Origin of the sequence: Streptococcus sp. OMI750 (genome assembly GCF_047463895.1) — a bacterium.
In the GTDB taxonomy this organism is placed as follows: Bacteria; Bacillota; Bacilli; order Lactobacillales; family Streptococcaceae; genus Streptococcus.
The window spans coordinates 120,301-138,668 of the sequence record NZ_JASHCZ010000003.1; the positions used below are offsets into that span (position 1 = coordinate 120,301).

Consider the following 18,368-nt stretch of genomic DNA (forward strand, 5'->3'; position numbering starts at 1 on the left):
AGTATACCACAAGTCCATGCAAAAAGGATTCCGCTCCTGCAGAATCCTGATTCTTCTTTCTCGATCAAGGAAGAACATAGCCTTGATCATCCACGGTATGGGGATGTCCAGAATTGCCATTCTCCCTCAAGGCTTCCAAATCTTGATCCAAAATCGAATTGTAATCCGTACTACCTTCACGGGTTACTCGCGTCGATACTTGGCGCAAGAGTTTTTCATTAAGATTGCGAACCCAGCGACCATTACTATGATCATTGGCACGCATATAATTTTCTCTGACGATCTCTCCATAAAGAGCTTCATTGACTTGGTAGCCTTGCTTGCGCAATCCCAACAGACCGATCTCGACGATCTCATCTGGACTGTAGTCTTCAAAGTCAAAGACACTTGGAATCCGGCTTTGCAGCCCTGAATTGACCTGCAGGAAGTCGTGCATCTCTTTTGTATAGCCAGCAAAGATAATAACGATATCGCGACGGTGGTCCTCCATAAATTTAAGGACTTCGTCCAAGGCTTCCTTCCCGAAATCATCTGTTGAACCGGTAAAGAGCGTATAGGCCTCATCGATAAAGAGGACGCCACCTAGTGCACTTTCTAGGACTTCGCGCGTCTTCAAGGCCGTTTGACCTTGGTAGCCTCCAACTAGATTGCTCCGCGAAACTTCGATGAATTTCTTCTGCTTGATAACCCCTTTTTGGAAGAGGATATTGCCCAAAATGCGGGCCACGGTGGTCTTCCCTGTACCGGGATTTCCAAGAAAGAGGGAGTGCAAAGTCGTATCTTCGACGATGCCACCTTGTTCAGCCCGTTTTTGATTGAACTCAGCCATGGCCACGAATTGTTCGACTTGCTCTTTCACCTTAGCAATTCCAACCAGACGGTTGAGGGCAGCCATTCCATCTTCTTCCTTATCGGCTCCTGCCTGGTACTTACCTTGGTTAAGGACAGCATCGATATCGCTATTGAGGATGGTCTCAATATCATCGGAACCTTGGGCCACCACCCGATCTGCCATGGTCTTGGTCAATTGCTCATCCAGGTTACGGATCCAGCGACCATTGCTCTTATCTAGCGAGCCATCATAAGCCCGCTTAACATGCCGCGCATAGTAATCCCGGTCTTCGAGCTTGTAGTCTCCTTTCCTTAGGATCATTTCGCCCAGTTGGACAATCTCATCTCCCGTGAAATCTTCAAAGATGAAATTATTTGGCACCCGAGAACGAAGGCCTGGATTGGTCTTTAAGAACTCTTCCATTTCCTTGGTATAGCCGGCAAAGATGATCATAATGTCATCGCGATTATCCTCCATAAATTTGAGGATGGTATTGATCGCCTCGATCCCAAAATCTGCGCCGCTGTCCTTCTTATCCAAGCTATAGGCCTCATCAATAAAGAGAATCCCCCCACGCGCTTTTTCAAGCAGGGCCTGGGTCTGTTCAGCCGTTCCTCCAATATTCGAAGAGATCAGATCGGACTCCGTTGCTTCCACAAAACGGAATTCCTCCCCTGAGAGGACACCTGCATCAAAGAGCACTTGTCCCAACAGACGGGCTACCGTGGTCTTCCCTGTACCAGGGTTTCCCATAAAGGCCGCGTGTAAGGTTTGCTTTTCAGGAGCCTTACCACTGGCGATTCGTTTCTTGTTAAATTCCACCATGTTGATCATTTTCTTGATCTCATGTTTGACTTTTTCAAGACCAATCAGGCTATTGAGTTCTTGAAGAGCATCTTGTTTCTTCTCTGGTCCAGAGTCTCTTGCGGTGGTTGGAGCCACCGTTGCATCCGTCGCCTGTCCCGTAGGAACGACTTGCGCATTGCCCTTGGCCACTTCTCTACCGACAAGATAGTCACAACCATCCTCGATTTCCTTGGTCAGATCACGCGCATCGCCCTGCCTATAGGTTATGGTGCCTGCCTTCACAAAGGCCCCACTTTGGAGTCGGATATTGGGATCCGCAATCTTATGGCAAATCAGATGCTCAGCCATCAACACACTCTCATCAAAAACTCCAAATGAAATGGTTTGGGTATTCTCATTCAAGAAAGTCGTTTCTCCAGTCAAAGAAGCAAATGATGCTTCATAGACGCATAAACATTCTGAAAATGTAGCCTGGTGAGCTCGGATCATACTATTGTATGAATTGATGGAGGTCATACGATCCGAATCCGAATTGAATTGAACATTATTGTCAAGACAGACCCCAGTCCCCGTAGGTAGCTCAATTTTACAGTTTTCAGACTCCCAAATGACATTCCTCAACCAAACTGGTGGAAAATCATTTTCCAGATCCCCGCCTGTAATCGTTGAATTTTTTGCGATCACTTCTGAGTCCTTGGCATGGATCGTATTATTCTCAAATTTTTCAATTTGGACATTTTCTAAGGTCAACTTGGAACCTTCTGATAGTTCTATCTTAGAAAAAATCGTTGAATTGCGAATGGACAATTCCGAAGCGGACATACCGATGGCACTTTGGTGTTTTTCCGGAACCTTCATTCCGACTCCTTCCAAAGTCATTTTCGAATTCGTATCCATATAGATAAAAAATTCATTATTTGTTGGAGTGGTTGCTTCAAAATAGACCTGTTTACAGGTGATGTCTGAGCCATTCCATAAACTCAAAGTAGTATAATTTCCACCAACTTTAAACCACAAGTCTTCAAACGTCACCTGAACTCCTTCTACAAATCGGAAGGAAGCCTCAATGATGTTGTTAAACATGCGCCCATTGCCATTTGGATTTGGGACTACATGCCCCACAAAATGAAGGTTCTTGTCGATCTCGATCACTTTATTTGTCGGCCATTGAAAGACATACCCATTTTCAAACTCGATGGTATCCCCATCCTGCGCTTTTTCAATCGCATCCATAAAGTTCCAACTATTGTTGTAAGGCCCTACTAAATATCTTGCCACGCGCTTCTCCTCTGTTTCATTTTTTTGGAAGAACATCCATTGTATTTCTGTTTCCTTGTTACAAACACTTGTCACTAAAAATTGTAACACAATCCAGATCCAAAGAAAACACTTATCCGGTCTGAACGGACTTAAAAACCTCTATTTTCAAAAAGAAAATAGAGGCTATCATCTAATCTTTCAAGGCTGAATATAAGCTGACTAGAGCAATCGCTCCTAAGAGCATAGTGGTGGAAAGGAGCAGCACCTTGTCAGCTACTTCTAGCTTATCGACAAAGACTTTTTCAGCAGGTTTGTCTTCCGCAAAAATGACAACCGTCATGTTCTATTCCTTTCTTAGTCATCCTCCTCACCCAGATAGAGACGTCGTGCTTCTGGGCTGTTGCTAAGAATATCGAGATAGGTTTCATACTCATCTGGCAGGGGCTTTCCTAATGAGATATCTAGCTCTGGATTCACATTTTTCCCATAGAGGAAGCAGAGATAGAGACGTTCATTGAGCGTTGGAAAAACTTCGAGAGACATGAGCTCAGCCTGCCCGACTCGCTCCCAATCCTGCTCTTGGATATCTGGTAGGATATAGGCTTGGAAGAGTCCCAGCAGAGGATTATCCTCTGGTTGGCCACTTTCCTTATCCGCCTGAACCAAGGAAAGCCGTTGGCCAAAACCAGCTACTTGGCGCTCCCATCCCTTCACCGAAACCGTAATCGAATGCCCACCCAAATGGCTATAAATCCATTCTTTGGGTAACTGATAATCTAACAGGGGCTCAAGGTCTTTGACAATCGCTACAGGACTAGAGCGTAGAAACTGACGAGTGACTGCTTTACAAAAGAGAATATTCTCCTCTTTCAAGGTCACTCCCTTCCAGCTATTTTCCTGCTTGAAATGGTTAAAAAATACCAGATAGGGCTCTCGCACCATTTGTGCTAAGACATAGACACCATTTCGTAAGCGAATGGAAATGATCTTCCCTGACTTCCAGGGTATTGCTCTTTTTTTCTTTTCTATCATTAGCCAACCTCAAACTTAGCGAGAATCGTTGAATCTATCAAAACAAATCATCAAAGAGACTGAGCTGGTTGTCTTCTGGCATATTGCCAAGAATCCCCATCTCATCCATCTTTTCAACCAGGGTTGAGGAGACACCGCCGCGCTTGCGGAGCTCAGTCTTAGAAAGGAATTCTCCTTCTTCACGCGCCCGCACGATTTGCTTGGCAACGTTCTCTCCCAGACCATCCATGGCGACAAATGGTGGAATCAGGGTGTCCCCATCAATCAAGAATTCTGTCGCCTGACTGCGATAGAGGTCTAGCTTGCCAAACTTGAAGCCACGCTCCCACATCTCGTTGACAATCTCAAGGGTGGTGTAGAGATCGATCTCCACATTGGAAGCTTCGTTGTTCTTGCGTTTCTCAGCAATCTCCTTCATCCGAGCTTTCACGGCCTCAAGGCCAGCCCCCATGGTCTTGATGTCAAAGGCTTTGGCCCGAATCGAGAAGTAGGCACAGTAATAATAGAGAGGATGATGCACCTTAAAGTAGGCCACACGAAGGGCCATCATAACGTAGGCAGCCGCATGGGCTTTGGGGAACATGTACTTGATCTTCCCACAGGACTCGATGTACCACTCAGGAACATTGTTTTCCTTCATGGCTTGGATGTAGCCATTGCGCTCTTCTTCTGAGATCTTGAGCCACATGCCTTTCCGCACGCGCTCCATGATGGTAAAGGCCGTCTTAGGCTCGAGTCCTGCGTGCATGAGGTAAACCATGATGTCGTCCCGACAGCCGATAACGGTCGATAGGTCGGCAATCCCCGCCTTGATCAAGTCTTGGGCATTTCCCAACCACACGTCGGTACCATGAGACAGACCAGAGAGCTGCAAGAGCTCCGCAAAAGTCGTCGGATGGGTTTCATCCACCATGCCCCGAACGAAGTTGGTCCCAAACTCTGGGATCCCCAGCATACCAGTTGAAGTCCCGATTTGCTCCGGTGTGACCCCTAGGATATCGGTTCCTGAGAAGAGGGCCATGACACCTGGGTCATCCATAGGAATATCATTTGGATCAATGCCTGACAAGTCTTGAAGTTTCCGAATCATGGTCGGGTCATCGTGTCCCAGCACATCGAGCTTGAGGACGTTCTCATCGATATCGTGGAAGTTAAAGTGGGTGGTCTGCCATTCAGCTGTCACATCATCTGCTGGATACTGGACCGGAGTAAAGTCATAGACATCCATATAGTTTGGAATAACAACGATCCCCCCCGGGTGCTGACCGGTCGTCCGCTTCACCCCAGCGGCACCGAGAGCTAAGCGTTCGACCTCGGCATCTCGATAGTACTTGCCAAAATCACGCTCATAACCCTTGACAAAACCATAGGCAGTCTTGGCTGCGACGGTACCTACCGTTCCTGCCCGGAAGGCATATTCTTCCCCAAAGATATCCCGAACATCCAAGTGGGCGCTCGGCTGGTCTTCCCCAGAGAAGTTCAAATCGATATCGGGTACCTTATCCCCATCGAAACCAAGGAAGGTCTCAAAGGGAATGTCTTGGCCGTTTTTGCTGAGCTTATGGCCACAGTTTGGACAGTCTTTATTTGGCATATCAAAGCCTGAACCGTAAGAACCATCGGTAATGAACTCACTGTATTGGCACTGGCTGCAGACATAGTGAGGCGAGAGCGGATTAACCTCGGTGATCCCAATCATGGTCGCCACAAAGCTGGATCCAACGGATCCACGCGATCCAACCAGGTAGCCCCGCTCATTGGAACGGTGCACCAGCATTTGCGAGGCCAGATAAATCACGGCAAACCCATTCCCCAAGATGGAGGTCAATTCCTTTTCAATCCGCAGATCGACAATATCAGGGAGTGGATTACCATAGATCTCAAAGGCTCGCTGATAGGTCAATTCCGCAACCGTCTCTTCGGCCTTGTCGATAAATGGCGTATAGAGGTCGCCCTTGACCACTTCGACCGGCTCAAAGGTCTCTGCAAGCGCATTGGTATTTTCAATAACAATCTTGCGCGCCAAGTCTTCTCCCAAAAAGGCAAATTCATCCAGCATTTCATTGGTGGTTCTGAAATGCGCTTTAGGAAGCGGCGCTGGCTGGGCATCTTCTCCATGCCCGATGGTCCAGTTGATCATGGCCCCTTGGCCGAGACTGCGGACAATGATCTCCCGATAGATCTCATCTTCCGGTTCCAGATAGTGGACATTCCCTGTGGCAAGAACGGGCTTACCTAGGCGATCTCCCACTTCGATCAAGCTCTTGATAATGGTCTGGAGCTCGTCCATGTCCTTGACCTGCTCCTTGGCAATGAGAGGCGCATAGATAGCCGGTGGCATGACCTCGATAAAGTCGTAGTACTTGGCCACTTCGACTGCCGCATCCACACCTTGCGACATCACCGCATCAAAGACTTCCCCTTCTGAGCAGGCCGATCCAAGGATCAAGCCCTCGCGGTGGGCATCCAGCACGGTCTTGGGAATCCGTGGAACTCCTTCGAAATACTTGGTCCCAGAAAGCGAAACCAGTTTAAACATATTCTTAAGGCCGGTCTGGTTCTTGACATAGATCGTGGCATGCTTGACCCGCGCCTTCTTATAAGAATTCTCATCGATCAAATCGATATTCAGATCCTTGAGATTGGTCACCCCATGCTTTTCAGCGACTTCTTTGATAAAGATAAAGAGCAGGCGCCCCGTCGCTTCCGCATCGTAGTTGGCCATGTGGTGGTGCTCCAAAGCGACCCCAAAGCGTTTGGTCAAAGGTCCCAAGCCATGCCGTTTAAAATCTGGGTAGAGGTTGCGGGCAAATTCCAGCGTATCGATGACTGGCTGGGTAATCTTCGGTAAACCATGACGTTCATAGTTAGCATTCATGAAGCCCACGTCAAAGGTGGCATTGTGGGCGACGAGAACCGTCCCCTCACAGAAGGCCTGAAATTCCTTCAAGACCTGCACCAAGGGTTTGGCTCCCCGGACATGTTCGTTGGTGATGCCTGTTAATTGGGTCGTAAAGGCCGACAGAGGATGGCCCGGATCGATAAACTCGTCAAACTCCTCAATGACATTGCCCTTGTACATCTTAGAAGCAGCGACCTGGATCAAGTCATTGTAAATAGCTGAAAGTCCCGTCGTTTCCACGTCAAAGACTACATAAGTCGCTTCATTGAGGTCTAGATCCACCTCATTATAGGTGATCGGCACCTTGTCCTCTACGATATTGGCTTCCATCCCATAGATCAGCTGGATCCCAGCTTTCTTGGCTGCTTTAAAGCCATGTGGGAAGCTCTGCACATTGCCATGGTCGGTGATGGCCACCGCCTTGTGGCCCCACTCAGCTGCCTTGGCAACCAGCTCTTCGACTTCCGGCAGGGCATCCATGGTCGACATATTGGTATGGGCGTGGAATTCCACCCGACGCTCACCTTCTGGCATCAGGTCCTTGCGTGTATAATGGACGACTTCTTGGATGTCTTGGACATTCATGGTCAAATCGCGGGTGAAATTGTTCATTTCGATATTTCCCCGTACCCGTAGCCAGCTGTTCTTCTTGATCATGTCGAACTTCTGGGCTTCTTCCTCATTTTTGACCCATTTCTGAATGGAAAAACTAGAAGTATAGTCGGTCATCTTAAAGCTGATCAAGACCCGACCGGTCCGCGTCACCTTGTGCTCCACATCAAAGACCACTCCCTCAAAGACAATCCGGTTCTCTTCTGTTGTGATCTCGATCATCGGAGTGATCTCAGCCTTGTCTAGCTTAGGTTTAGCCGCTGCTTTCTTAGCCTTGAAGTCAAAGGCTGGCTTTTCGTCAATCGCTGGTGGCGGAGCCATCTGGACCAAGGATTCCATAGCCCGCAAGGTCTCTTCATTGGCCGCTTGGAAGATCTTTTCATTTTCCTCCTCAAAGCGCGCCACTTCTTGCTCTGTCAGCGTATCATCAGACTCCACCCGACAGGTGAAATGGGGAAAACCAAAGGCTTCTAACTGCTTGGCAAGGTTGGGCAAATGATTTTTACGAAAATGCTCCGTATCAACCGAAGAAGGCCCTGAGATGATCAATTCCTGCCCTTGTGCACGCACCTGCAAGTCTTGGTAAAGCCCCTTAAAGCCTTGACTCGCGCAAGGGCCATCCTCAAAGACCTCACGATAGTAGGCCTGCAATAAATCATCAGAAAAGTCCTGATTGGCCACTTGGATGGTAAAGGTCGCCTGGTTTCCCGTCTTTGAAAATTCATCCTTCAAGCGCTGGCGCAATTCCTTAAACAAAGCAATCGGCAAGACTTCCGCAAAGGCAAAGCGGAACTCCCAGACCCGGCTGACCTTGTGCACCACGACTTCTTGAATCTCCGCATGCAAAAAGGCACTGGAAGATCGCATCTCCAGCGGCATATCCAGCTGATCCATTAAAATTTCAAAGGTGTTGGACATTGTTTCTCCCTTGATCTTGATTCTTTTGCTCGCTTTTGACTAGCCTTATTCTAAGCAAAACAGACCATTCAAAAACATTCGTAACCCTTATTTTATCACAATTTAAGGATTAATTCGAGGGAGAAGTAGAAACGAAAAAATCACCGATATGACGGTGATTTCTTTTCATCTTTCATTTATTCAGTTAGGGCTGATCCATCACTTATAATGCATCCCCATGACGATGGCCACAGCTGCTAAAATAGGCAATAAAATTAACATCCAGATTCCAATCCACATTTCCCGCTTATAAGATTTGTCTAGTCCACTATAGCGTTCGACGTATGATTCTTTAGGACAGGCTGGATTATACCAAACCGTCATGCTCGATCCCAGTGGAAAAGCATCTTGAAAAAGATTTCCCTTTGAGACTGTAGAATTGGTGTAGATAGTTATCCTTTGCGCCATCAAATCGATGTCACTAGCCGCTTGATTCGTTTTCCAAGGAAGTGTTGCCCGCACCACCCAATAATATTTCAGGCTATTTCGATAGGTCTGACCATCCACTCTATATTCTACAATTGGAGCATCTACAATTTGTGTTCGCTTATAACCAACTACCACTCCCTCAACACTCTTTGAAGAGAGGTTTTTAATCCTAATTTCTCTTTTATAAAAATGTCCAAAAAAGAGTACAGCAAACAAAGGAAATCCAATAGCGACCATACCAATTACTATAAGTATGCTGATATCAGTCATGTCCAACACCTACTTCATCATCAAATCTGACATACTCAGACTCATCTTCGTTCCATCTGTTATACTTTCAACAATTGATTGTTGCTCCTTAGTCAAAGGAAGCAAAAAGATCGTTGCCGATTGCGTTGGTAATGTGCCATTTTCAGAAATACTATACTCTACTAACTGATTTTGATATATCGATTGCCCATCATAACTCCAATTGAGCTTAAACTCTGCATCATGATCAATATTCGTTGTCGTTTTGTTGACCAACATAAATACTACATATTCTTGTTGGTTCAAAGTATAGGTACTCCCTGTATAATACAAAGTGATCTCACCTTGCTTACCAGCCTCTGGATGCTCCTTAACCAACTTCTTACCCTGCTCTATCAAATCAGATGTTTTTCCTTCATATTGAGGTGCCACTACAAATTTCAAACTCTTTTCCTCTTGAGCAGACGAGGTTGCTTTTGTAGTTTGTTCCGTTTTGTTTGCGGTCGCCTCCTTGGCCTCTTTTTTCGGCTGAGTGCAGGCTGTTAAAACAAGTACACTCGCCAGTAATAGTAGCATCTTTTTCATGGATTATTTTCCTTCTTTTATGATTGAGTTGAATTAAAAAAACAGTTTCTACTATCATATCGGAAATTAGTATGAAGAGCAAGTTCGTCACTAGGTGGAGAGAGTTGAGGGGATGAAAAAGAGAGAATCAGGTGATCCTCTCTAAAATCTATTTTGCTTCTCTTCTTTTTCAGCTAGTTCATTTAAGAGTTGGTATAGCTACTTTCATTAAAAGAATGCGCTACGCAGGGAAATCGTTGAATTGTGAATTGGTATTCTCCACCATTTTTCGACGAAAATGCTGATCAGAGGTCGTTTTCCCTTCTTGGATAAAACGTTCTTGACGTTGCAATCCAGTCTCTGGCGCTTTCGTATACATAGTCTGACCAATTGAATTAGCCATAGAGTCATCTGCTACTCTGAAAGATTCACCAACATTACACAAGAATTCATCCAAAGATCCAATTGTCTCCTTCATTTCAGAAGATAATTTTTTTAAACTATCTGTTGCATTTTGAATTTGTTCTGTGGCACTAGACTCAATGTAATCAGAAGCATTATTTTCTAATTCAGAGCTCAAATCCCGAAAAGCACCATTCACCCTGTTTAAATTATCAGGATTAATATTCTTTAGATTCTTATCCATTTTATCCCCCCTTGTTATCTTCTTCAACCAATACTTGGCTTCCTTTATTTAAGGCGATACCTTTTTCTACATCAAAATAAGCTTCAAACTCTTCTTTAGTATTCACTTGATGGACCTGTCCATCCTTACTCAATTCTGCCGGAATTGTAATTCCTTCATAAAGATTGGTGTTCGCTGGGACAAATAGTTGGTACAAGTTGATAAACTCTTGGACATTGCCGAAGACAACATTGTAATATAATTCGGCATCAAGCAAAATATATAATTGGGAATCTTTTTTACGAAGTAATTGATAGGCTTTTGGATCAGACTTTTCTAGAACACTTCCCTTTAAATTATTAGGAAAGAAAGTTATTTGATTCTGATTCATATCATCATATATATTAGTGATTCCTACTGGGCCATGATTTTCAAGAATAACTTTTAATTTCCCTAAATCAACTAAAGGAGTTTCCACTCCTCTCTGTTCTTTTGAGTCCTCCCATTCGATTTTCTTCGTTTCAAGATTGAGCCATAAATTTTTACTAACACGTTTGTTATCAGTAGTTGTATAGATCTTTATTGGGAAATAATCTTTCCCATTGATTTCTTGGATACCACCTGTCTCTACCGGAAAATAATTTTTATTATAATTTTTTACAAGCCGATAAAGGTCTACTTCCTCCTTTTTTATATGCTTATTTTGAATTGTATTAATCGAAAGTTTATAATATCCCTCTGATTCATCTTTTGGCCACTGATAGTCAGGAACATCCTTTAATTTTTTGAGAAATTTTCTAACAATATATTTCTGATTTGATGCACCATGGGCATTTAAAAGGTTCTCACTTGAATGTGGGTAGTACTTTGCAAATAACTTATCTTCCTCAGGAGTTAAAGACTTCCAATGGACAACAACTCCTCGATCATCCTCTAAAAATTGATAGGAATCAATTTCCCATTGTCCGGTATAATAAAAATAATTCTCATATTTTTCACGTTCCTGCTTAGCTTTTTCTTGTTTTTGGTGATCCAGAAAGGTAAGTAAGCCAAAAACAGCGACTGCAATAGCTAGAAGCAAGGAACCACATAAAATTAATTTTCTTTTCATTTCTCCTCCTAAGAACCATACTTTTCGCTAAAATATTTATCAAAATTTGTGACAGCACCTTCACCTACAGTATCTATTAATACAGCATGTATTTGGGAAATTTGTTCTGGAGTCATATCCTGTACGGTTAATGGTTTATCATTAAATAATTCACCTATTGCTCCTGTCATTGTATGAAAGACACGTTCTTCTGGAGATGCGTTTTCCGCATTGAAACTATCTTCATCAGAATGTTCTCCTAAAAGAAAATCTCTCATACGAGGATCATCATGATATGCTTCATTTATCGTCTCCTTAACCGTCGTAACCGATACTTTTTCTGGATGTTTTAACTGCTGATCTTCTACAAATCCCATTATCCCTTTTTGATTCAGCTCCTCTATTCGTTTATAAGCCCCATAATCCGTATAGATATCTGAACTCTCTGTAATTGGTTTTGATCCCCTTAGGTTTTTACTATCTCTACTATATAAAGCCCATCCTCCCTGACCAACAAGAAGATTATATATTTTCTTTTCTAATTTATCTTTTTTCGCTTTAACACCTTCAACTTGTTCATCCAATTCTATAAACTCCTGTAAACTATCAGCAATAGGAGAAAGTACATTCCCTGTATTTTTAACAATTGTTTTTATACGTCCCGATGTCATCTCTTCTAAAATATTCTGTGTATTTTCTACACCTTCTCCAACATCAGGTTTTATTGAATTAGTCAGTATACTAAACGTACCTGATGCTACTGGACCCCCAACAAATTCTATAACAGCTTTCATACCATTTTTTGCTACAGATAAATAAAAGTCTTCTTCAGCTTTCCGTTGTTCCTGAGCAATTTGCTCTAGTTCTACCTGGAACTGAGAGTCAAGCGAACCAACAATTCCATTCTCAAAGTGAGAAGTATAGTTATTATAAGTTGTTACAATATCTCCTTCGACCTTGTCATATCTCTGAATAGGAGCACTTTCATTTCTGATAACCACCTTGCTGGCTGTTGAAACAGATAGGTACCATTCCGCATCAGCAGCATTATTCAATCCAATACGTAGTCCACGACGAACATAACTATCCCTTACTTTGTGGGAAGGAGTACTCTCTATTATGCTGTCTCTCTTATGCTCTGTCCCAATTTTTAACACTCGTATTGAAGCCAATAAACCTGATAAATCATTCATTTGTTGTAGTTCTTTTGTATATTGGTTCCATTGTACTTCATTATAATCAGAGGATTTTTCAAATTTTTTCATTTCTGCAACATGAATCTTTTTCAAAACAGCATGAATATTCCCAAGATTCGTTACAATGTCTTTTACTTTGGATTGATCAGCTTTTTCAAGTGCATATAAAAATGACTGCATTTTGTTAATTCCTGACTCGCTTCTATCCAGCCAAGAAGTCATATCTTCTGCTACATTTTTATATGCCCCATCAGAAACTTTAGCCGGATCTTGCGCCATTATATTAGCAATTTCTGCTATATTCCCATTTAATTGTGCATTTAGAATCTTAACATCGGCATCTGTACTAACTCTATAAAGGTAAACCATTTTATCTTTATTGAGATTACCACTCTTGATCGCTCCTAAAAGATCTGGAATAGATACTTTTGTCACAGCTTTTGCATTCTGAGTTTGCGCTGTCAAAGATGTAAACAAATCGGCCGAACCGTTAACGTTATCTGATAGTGCCGAATCTGCCAGTATAATTCCAGTATGAGTCCCTGATCGGGCAAGAACCTCAGTTGTTATATACATGTCTGCTACAAGATCAAAGCTTCCTAAACTAGAATCTCCTTCTCCCATAGCTTCAACAGCTTCATCCAGCACAGTAACTAAATTATCCTTAACAATTGTAATCTCATTACGTTGAGGTGTAGTAAGAGAATTCAATAGAGTAGTCATTGCATCATCATCTGTGTATGCTAAACTTGAGAACCCCAACCCCTTAATCGCATCTGTGAAAGTGGATATATGACGCCCGTAAGTTCGAATAGCCTCAGGAGCTGTAGAAAATATGGTCGTTTGGATATTATTTAATACACTAAAGAATGCATTAATAGCCTCTGCTTTTTCACCTTCTAGACTCGTATTGAATTCACGAACTGTATCGTTAGCAGCTAGTTCGAATTTACCAGCGAACCCCTGGATGCTAGTTGCATAATTCTCTAAACCAGAAATATTCTTTACTTTTACTGTCATACATTCACTTCCTTTATGAGTTCATAGCTGCTATCAAAGCACTCTGAGCATTCGCCGCCTTCGTATTAGCTGTTGCTAAATCTGCTTCTACCTGTTTAATTTTGGCACTCAGTAATCCTAGAATTTCCTCTTTTTTTGTCACTAATACTTTTTCTAAGGCGGTTAAATCTGCTTTTTCTTGGTGCTCTTCATCGTCGTACTTATCACCTGCAATATTTTCAGAAAGTGTCACCTCATACTTTATAGTTGTTGACTGTTTGTTCAATTTTGTATGAATAGCCCTCAACTTTGAAACTTCCCCTGATAATCTAGTAACTTCAATACTTGCTTCAATAGATGCTCTTGTTAAGGCATTTAATGTCGCTTGATTAGCCATAATTCATCCCCTTCTATTTCATTAATACTTTCACTTTTCTTACAAATCCATCTTCTACATAGTAGTTCACCTGGCTATTAAGTGGTTCTTCACGGACTGGTCGATTGATAACATTTAGGACACTTTGGTCTGTAATCCGCATGGCCACGATCGCTTGTTTATAGAGTTTGATAGATTTTGATACTTCGTCAATTTTTCGATTCAACTGACTACCACTCATGGCTACTGTAGCATAGCCTGCACGCGCTCCTTTTTCAAGGACATAATTCAGACTAGATTGAAGATCCATACCTAGATCATTCATAAGTTCTAGTTGATTGTATAGTACAATCGTTGCTTCATGTTGTGATTTCTGCTGTTCCAATCTCAATTGGATATTTTCTTCCATTTTCTTGATTCCAGCTACATAGTCTTCCTTCGTAGAGAGAATCGTCACACCTTCCATCTCTGGCAATTCATTGTAGGCTGGTGCCAATACAATTACCTTTTGCTTGCTACGAGCGATTTGTTTGACGAATTGTGTCATCTGCTCTTCTTTGTCTGTCAGATAGAGAAGGTTGCCTTTCTTGAGATCCCATGTTACCGGTTCAACTGTCTCCAGATCCAATCCGAGTGGCACTTTTCCTTCATCCAGCAAAGTTGCTACATCCTCACGGCCATAGAAGGCTGCTTCTGTCAACTCATCTGGCACCATTGGGATGCCTGCTGGGGTGCGGCCTGTCCACATCTCTTTGAGACTTTGGACTTGGTCGCGGAGGTTGTTGATGATTTGGATATCATTGTCCCCTGCGACTGGTAGGGCGAACTGGACGACATCGACTTCATCACGCTTCATGAGGGCCCGTCCCTTGATGTCTTCCATGGTAGACGCCAGTGGGGTTGCTCCCACGATACCGCGGACTTCAGAGATATCATTTTGTGGCAAGGTCAGCTGGTGCTTGAAGTTTGAATAGAGCTGAGCCCGTAGGTTGTTCTGACGGCTAGCTGTGATAATCAAGTGCACTCCGATGCTGAGACCTTCACGAGAGATCCGCATGAAGAGCTTGAAGAGGTCTGTCTCATAAGGCTCGTCCTTCATGGACTCATAGCTATCCATGAGGATGACCATGGTTGGCTCTTGCTTACCTGTCACTTCACGGTAGAGGGCGATGGTGCCGACTCCATGCTCAGAGAGGAGCTTCTTGCGACGATCCAACTCTCGGTTGATAATCCGGATGAATTTCTGGATTTTCTCCGTCTGATCGAGCAAGAGGCTATCGGCCACATGTGGCAGTTGCGTCAAGGGTGCTAGACCATTGGTTCCGAAATCAAGCAGGTACATGGTCAAATTTTCTGGACTCTGCTTGCGAGCCAGATCCATTGCGACTGTCTGAAGGAAAGTCGTCTTTCCTGTCCCTGGACTTCCGTAAAGGAGGATGTTCCCGTCTTTTGATAGATCAATAGCGACAGCTTCTTGCTTTTGCGCTTGCGGGATATCGGCGACCCCGATTAGGACGCTTGGAGCTGTCCGTTTTTGCCAAGCCTCGATCGGCACGACCTTGTCCAACTCATCCAGCGTGATCCGCTCTTTGAGTGGTGGCAACCATGGTTGGGCCACAGCTGCGATGCCTTCTTCTTGGTGCAAGTGGTTGATTTCCTGCACGATGACATCCAGTTCTGTTGGCACTTCCTTGATTTCTTCTGCCATATCCAGACCGGATAGATCCTGGTTGAGGACTTCGTATTGGCCCAGTTCATTGATCAAGTAGATGGTATGGTCTTCGATCCCTAGCTGGTCCTTCTCAGGCTGGTAGTCTGCTCCAGACCAGGCGGTTTGGAAGAGTTCATAGACTTCGTTGTTTCCGACTTGGAGATAAGCCCGACCGGTTTGCGTGATCTCAGCCGCATCTGCTGTCCGCAGCATCTCCATGGAGTCACCACGGTCTGCCACCTTGAGGGCTAGCTTGAAGCGGGAGTTGGACCAGATCTGGTCATCCACGACCCCAGAAGGTTTCTGCGTCGCAAGGATCAAGTGCACCCCGAGGGAACGCCCAACACGCGCGATAGAGACCAGCTCCTTGATGAAGTCTGGTTGGTTGACCTTGAGCTCGGCGAACTCATCACTGATCAAGAAGAGGTGAGGCAGCGGTTCGGTCGCTTCACCGAGTTTAAATTTCTTTTGGTATTGGTTGATATGGTTGACCCCATATTGGCCAAAGAGCCGCTCCCGACGATGGATCTCCGCATTGATAGAGGCTAGGGCCCGCATGGACTGAGCACCATCTAAGTTGGTGATGGTCCCCAGCAAGTGAGGCAGATCCTTGAAGAGGTTGGCCATTCCCCCACCCTTGTAGTCGATGAGGAGGAAAGCCACATCATGTGGGTGGAAGTTGACGGCAAGGCTCAGGATATAAGACTGAATGGTTTCAGACTTACCAGATCCTGTCGTCCCTGCGATCAAACCGTGTGGTCCATGAGCTTTTTCATGGAGATTGAGGTAGACCAAATCGTCCTTCCCGCGCAGACCGATCGGTACGGCCAAACTTTGGTAAGGGGCATGATTCTCCCAACGACTCAAAACCTTGAGGTCATTGAACGTTTCCGCCTGATACATTTCAAGGAAGGTTACCGAGTCTGGAATTGAGCTCTTGAGTTGTTGAATATGCTTGAGGGGGGCAAGGCCACGCGAGATAGCTTCCTTGTCATAGCCTTCAGGGAAGTGGTCCAATTGGAAGTCGAGCTCCCGAAGAATCCCTTCTTGCAAGAGCAATTGCCCTTGGTTGCGGTCCTTGATGGAGATAACCGTTTGGATATTTTCAGAAAGAGATGAGAGCACATCTGCCACATAGATGATGGAGCAGCCCAGCTCTGTCGGATCCTCACGGAAGAACTCCATGATGACATGGTCTAAAATCAAGGTTTCATCGGTGATGAGGACCACATAATGAGGGTGGAAGATCTTGGTGTCATTGGCTTTTTCTTCCTCTTTTTGCGCCTTGCGGAGCTTGAGGATTTGGTTGAGACTGTTCAAGACCTGATCGCGTGTCCGCTGATTGTAAACAAAACTACGGACATTCATGTCTTGCAAGGTCGCATGAGGTAACCAGCGCATCCAATCCCAGCTTTCTTTTTCCTCTTCTGGAATGATCGGAATAATGGTCAGATCATGGTAAGAGTGAAAGACAGCCAATTGGGCAACCAGAAGCTGCAACTGCTCGAGCACGATGGGACGAGGGCCGACATATCCGACCGGTCCCCGATTGAGGCTGGCTACAATTGGAAGATTGTCGATCTTCTGATGTGCTTGGAAAAGGGCATAGCCTTCTTCTTCCAAGGCATCTTTCTTCCCACTGCGTTCTTCCTGACCATATTTGAGCTCATAACTGGTTGGAACCTTGCCCAAGCCCAAGCGATAGGCCAAAAAGTCAAAATGAAGCGGTGTTTTTTCGTAGATCCGTGAGTCATAGCGTTTGACCATCTTGGTCAAGTCTTCGATGGCTGGGAAATGGTAAAACATTCCTTCTCGCTGCTTACTAGAGAGCTGTTCCAAGTCCTTAGCCTTGTCCTTGAGATAGAGATGGTAGAGCTCCACGCGCTCTTTCTTATCTTCTTTGTATTTCTTACGATTCTTGAAAAATCCTTGTACCGAAAAGATCACACTGACCACAGACATGGATACCGTCGCGATGATATAGAGTCCCCGCGGTTGGAAAATGGTGATCAAGAGGGTCACCCCAACCATGATAAGGGGTGGCATGATCAACTTCAAGAGTTCATCGGATGGTTTTTGAGGCTCCGCTCCTGGAGGATTGATCAGGATCTTGTCTTCCGAGCTCCGATAGATGATCCGAGGAGACCGGTGGTACTCTGGGTAGTCCTTGTAGAAGTCATAGCGCGAATGCAAGCGCGGCACCAGATAAGGACTCACTTCGACCGATCCTTCCACGCCAAATTCTTCCGGGTAGAGCTTAAAGGTCACATCTCCAATTGCCAGCTCATCTCCAAAAGTCAGTGGAACAGTCGCTTCAGTAATGAGTTTGTGGTTATGGTAGAGGTTTCCAGATAAGAGCTGGCAAGTCCAGGTCTGGTCTTTTTTTACAAGGAGAAAGCGCACTGGATAATGCACGCGCACATCCGCACCCTGTTCATCTGCTACGAGGATCTCTTCCTTGTCGAGCAGCTCATAGGTATGGACTTCCCCTGTCGCCAAGTAGCAGACCACATCTCCAAGGATCTTGCTATTTTCTAGCACGCCCTTGTCTTCCCCATATTGGTAGAAGATTTCTCCCTGACTCCATTGGAAATGAAGGGGATTTTCTTGAGAAGAAATGGTCAACTGAGCCGTTTCTTGATTCGATACGGTCGCTGTTTTACCCTCTTCTAGCGCTAGCTCATAGCGAAAACCTTTTTTATAGAGTATGATACGTTTTTTCATAGA

At 44.6% G+C, this 18,368-nt stretch carries 11 protein-coding genes; all 11 read right to left on the minus strand.

From position 1 onward, the window contains the following. Window positions 1-64: 64 nt before the first annotated feature. Complete coding sequence (locus QM830_RS07240; protein ID WP_414326227.1) at window positions 65-2,917, minus strand: AAA family ATPase; 2,853 nt, start codon at window positions 2,915-2,917, stop codon at window positions 65-67. Between the two features lie 172 nt (window positions 2,918-3,089). Continuing rightward, window positions 3,090-3,239 carry a hypothetical protein gene (locus tag QM830_RS07245; RefSeq protein WP_009732168.1) on the minus strand — a complete coding sequence of 50 codons (150 nt, stop codon included), beginning with the start codon at window positions 3,237-3,239 and terminating at the stop codon, window positions 3,090-3,092. A gap of 14 nt (window positions 3,240-3,253) precedes the next feature. Then, window positions 3,254-3,931 (minus strand): hypothetical protein, encoded by a 678-nt coding sequence (locus QM830_RS07250; protein WP_414326229.1) that lies wholly within the window; start codon window positions 3,929-3,931, stop codon window positions 3,254-3,256. Window positions 3,932-3,968: 37 nt separating this feature from the next. After that, a complete protein-coding gene (locus tag QM830_RS07255) occupies window positions 3,969-8,363 on the minus strand; it encodes a PolC-type DNA polymerase III (protein WP_414326231.1) in 4,395 nt (1,464 codons plus the stop codon). A gap of 198 nt (window positions 8,364-8,561) precedes the next feature. Continuing rightward, window positions 8,562-9,101 (minus strand): DUF3592 domain-containing protein, encoded by a 540-nt coding sequence (locus QM830_RS07260; RefSeq protein WP_414326232.1) that lies wholly within the window; start codon window positions 9,099-9,101, stop codon window positions 8,562-8,564. A 9-nt stretch (window positions 9,102-9,110) separates the two neighbouring features. Next, the gene (locus QM830_RS07265) at window positions 9,111-9,665 is read right to left on the minus strand and encodes a hypothetical protein (protein WP_414326234.1); all 555 of its coding nucleotides are present in this window, start codon (window positions 9,663-9,665) and stop codon (window positions 9,111-9,113) included. Window positions 9,666-9,885: 220 nt separating this feature from the next. Beyond that, window positions 9,886-10,290, minus strand: a complete 405-nt coding sequence (locus QM830_RS07270) for a hypothetical protein (protein ID WP_414326235.1) — start codon at window positions 10,288-10,290, stop codon at window positions 9,886-9,888. A gap of 1 nt (window position 10,291) precedes the next feature. Beyond that, window positions 10,292-11,380 carry a hypothetical protein gene (locus QM830_RS07275; RefSeq protein WP_414326237.1) on the minus strand — a complete coding sequence of 363 codons (1,089 nt, stop codon included), beginning with the start codon at window positions 11,378-11,380 and terminating at the stop codon, window positions 10,292-10,294. An 8-nt stretch (window positions 11,381-11,388) separates the two neighbouring features. After that, window positions 11,389-13,575, minus strand: a complete 2,187-nt coding sequence (locus QM830_RS07280; protein WP_414326239.1) for a hypothetical protein — start codon at window positions 13,573-13,575, stop codon at window positions 11,389-11,391. 13 nt (window positions 13,576-13,588) lie between these two features. Beyond that, a complete protein-coding gene (locus QM830_RS07285; protein ID WP_049515705.1) occupies window positions 13,589-13,951 on the minus strand; it encodes a hypothetical protein in 363 nt (120 codons plus the stop codon). Window positions 13,952-13,964: 13 nt separating this feature from the next. Continuing rightward, a complete protein-coding gene (gene essC / locus QM830_RS07290) occupies window positions 13,965-18,365 on the minus strand; it encodes a type VII secretion protein EssC (RefSeq protein WP_414326240.1) in 4,401 nt (1,466 codons plus the stop codon). Between the last annotated feature and the right edge of the window lie 3 nt (window positions 18,366-18,368).

Excerpts from the sequence above, each read along its gene's own strand:
- QM830_RS07245 (WP_009732168.1), bottom strand. The coding sequence starts at position 3,239 with ATGACGGTTGTCATTTTTGCGGAAGACAAACCTGCTGAAAAAGTCTTT.
- QM830_RS07250 (WP_414326229.1), bottom strand. The coding sequence starts at position 3,931 with ATGATAGAAAAGAAAAAAAGAGCAATACCCTGGAAGTCAGGGAAGATC.
- QM830_RS07255 (WP_414326231.1), bottom strand. The coding sequence starts at position 8,363 with ATGTCCAACACCTTTGAAATTTTAATGGATCAGCTGGATATGCCGCTG.
- QM830_RS07260 (WP_414326232.1), bottom strand. The coding sequence starts at position 9,101 with ATGACTGATATCAGCATACTTATAGTAATTGGTATGGTCGCTATTGGA.
- QM830_RS07265 (WP_414326234.1), bottom strand. The coding sequence starts at position 9,665 with ATGAAAAAGATGCTACTATTACTGGCGAGTGTACTTGTTTTAACAGCC.
- QM830_RS07270 (WP_414326235.1), bottom strand. The coding sequence starts at position 10,290 with ATGGATAAGAATCTAAAGAATATTAATCCTGATAATTTAAACAGGGTG.
- QM830_RS07275 (WP_414326237.1), bottom strand. The coding sequence starts at position 11,380 with ATGAAAAGAAAATTAATTTTATGTGGTTCCTTGCTTCTAGCTATTGCA.
- QM830_RS07280 (WP_414326239.1), bottom strand. The coding sequence starts at position 13,575 with ATGACAGTAAAAGTAAAGAATATTTCTGGTTTAGAGAATTATGCAACT.
- QM830_RS07285 (WP_049515705.1), bottom strand. The coding sequence starts at position 13,951 with ATGGCTAATCAAGCGACATTAAATGCCTTAACAAGAGCATCTATTGAA.
- essC (WP_414326240.1), bottom strand. The coding sequence starts at position 18,365 with ATGAAAAAACGTATCATACTCTATAAAAAAGGTTTTCGCTATGAGCTA.